This is a genomic window from Streptomyces sp. OR43 (genome assembly GCF_008042275.1).
Taxonomy (GTDB): domain Bacteria; phylum Actinomycetota; class Actinomycetes; order Streptomycetales; family Streptomycetaceae; genus Streptomyces.
Map to the genome: position 1 here is coordinate 1 of NZ_RDBK01000107.1, position 1862 is coordinate 1862.

The following is a 1862-nucleotide window of genomic DNA, read 5'->3' on the forward strand; positions in this document are numbered from 1 at the left end:
GTCCACGATCGACACCAGCCGCACCCCGTCCTCGCGCAACTCCTTCGCCAGCCCCGGCAGATCGGGAAAACGCTCGCGGTCCACCGTGAACACCCGGTGCGCGTCGAAGTGGTCGATGTCGAGATGGAGCACCGACAACGGCAGCCCCCGCTCCCGGTACCCCGCGACGATCCGCTGTATCTGACGATGCCGGTGCAGATGGTGGTCTCGGACGCGGGGACGCATCTGGTGTTCCACGACAACTCCTGGGCGGGCCGGGTGACGCTGCGCGAGGGCGTGGAGGGGGCCGGCTCCGGCCATGACCGGCCGGGCACGTCCGAGGTGCGTGTCGACGGGGGTCCGCTGCGCTGCTGGGTAATGGTCGGGACGCCGGCCCGGGTGCTCCAGGCATGGTCGGGGCTGACGGGCGCGCCGGCGGTGCCGCCGTCGTGGGCGCTGGGTCCGCAGCATGCGCGGTGGGGGTTCGGGAGCGAGCGGGAGGTGCGGCGGATCGTCGCGGGGTACCGGGAGCGGGGGCTGCCGTTGTCGGTGCTCCATCTCGACATCGACCACTTCGACGCGCACCGGGTGTTCACGGTGGACCGCGAGCGTTTTCCCGATCTGCCGGGGCTGGCGAAGGAGTTGCGCGAGGACGGGGTGCGGCTGGTGTCGATCGTGGACCCGGCCGTGGCGGCGGTGCCGGGGAACGCGGTCTTCGACGCCGGTACCGCGGTGGGGACTTCGGGCGCGTTCGTCCGGGACGCGCGCGGACGGACGGTGCGCGGGGAGGTGTGGCCGGGTGAGTGCGTGTATCCGGACTTCACCGATCCGCAGGTGCGCGCGTGGTGGGGCGGGCTGTACGAGGAGCGCCTCGCGCAGGGGTTCTCCGGTGTCTGGCACGACATGAACGAGCCGGTGTCCTTCGCGGCGTTCGGTGAGCCGACGCTGCCCCGTTCGTCCCGGCACGCGCTGGAGGGGCGCGGCGGCGATCACCGGGAGGCCCACAACGTGTACGGCCTCGCGATGGCGCGTGCGGGGTACGAGGGGCTGCTCCGGCTGCGGCCGGACGAGCGGCCGTTCCTCTTCTCGCGGTCCGGCTGGGCCGGGATGCAGCGGTACGGGGGGACCTGGTCCGGTGACGTGGCGACCGGGTGGCCGGGGCTGCGGGCCTCGCTGGCACTGGTGCTGGGTCTCGGGCTGTGCGGGGTGCCGTATTCGGGGCCGGATGTGGGCGGGTTCGACGGTTCGCCGTCGCCCGAGCTGTATCTGCGGTGGTTCCAGCTGGGGGCGTACCTTCCGCTGTTCCGTACGCACGCGGCGATCGACGCGGGGCGCCGGGAGCCGTGGGAGTTCGGGCCGCGGGTGCTCGACGGGGCGCGGGAGGTGCTGGGGGAGCGGGAGCGGCTGCGCCCGTACTGGGTGACGCTGGCGCACCTGGCCCGGCTGACCGGGGCCCCGTATGTGCGTCCGCTGTGGTGGGCGGCGCCCGGCGACCGGGCGCTGCGGGAGTGCGAGGACGCGTTCCTGCTGGGTGACGCGCTGCTGGTGGCGCCGGTCCTGGAGCCGGGTGTCGAGGAGCGGTCGGTGCGGCTGCCGGCGGGGCGCTGGTACGACACGGTGAGCGGCGCGGTGTACGAGGGGCCGGGGCAGGTGGTGGTCGGCGCGCCGCTGTCACGGGTGCCGGTGCTGGCGCGGGCCGGTGCGGTGATTCCGGTACGGGGCGCGGGCGGCGGGCTCGAACTGGAGGTCTGGGCTCCGGCGGAGGGTGCGGTGAACGGTCGGCGCCCGCCCGGTCGGTGAGGATCATCGCGCAGGCGCCGTCGGAGGACGGGCAGGTCTCCGAGCAGCGGATGGGGTCCCAGAGCATGGGCGCGGCCTGGACC

General features: G+C 74.2%; 2 protein-coding genes. One reads left to right on the top strand and one right to left on the bottom strand.

Going from position 1 to position 1862, the window contains the following annotated elements:
* On the bottom strand, positions 1-225 hold a 225-nt coding region (locus EAO72_RS41195), incomplete at its 3' end, for a TIM-barrel domain-containing protein (RefSeq protein WP_410090569.1).
* Here EAO72_RS41195 and EAO72_RS41200 point away from each other — a divergent pair.
* A complete protein-coding gene (locus tag EAO72_RS41200) occupies positions 124-1779 on the top strand; it encodes a glycoside hydrolase family 31 protein (RefSeq protein WP_410090570.1) in 1656 nt (551 codons plus the stop codon). The two genes, EAO72_RS41195 and EAO72_RS41200, sit on opposite strands and share 102 nt — an antisense overlap.
* Positions 1780-1862: the final 83 nt, after the last annotated feature.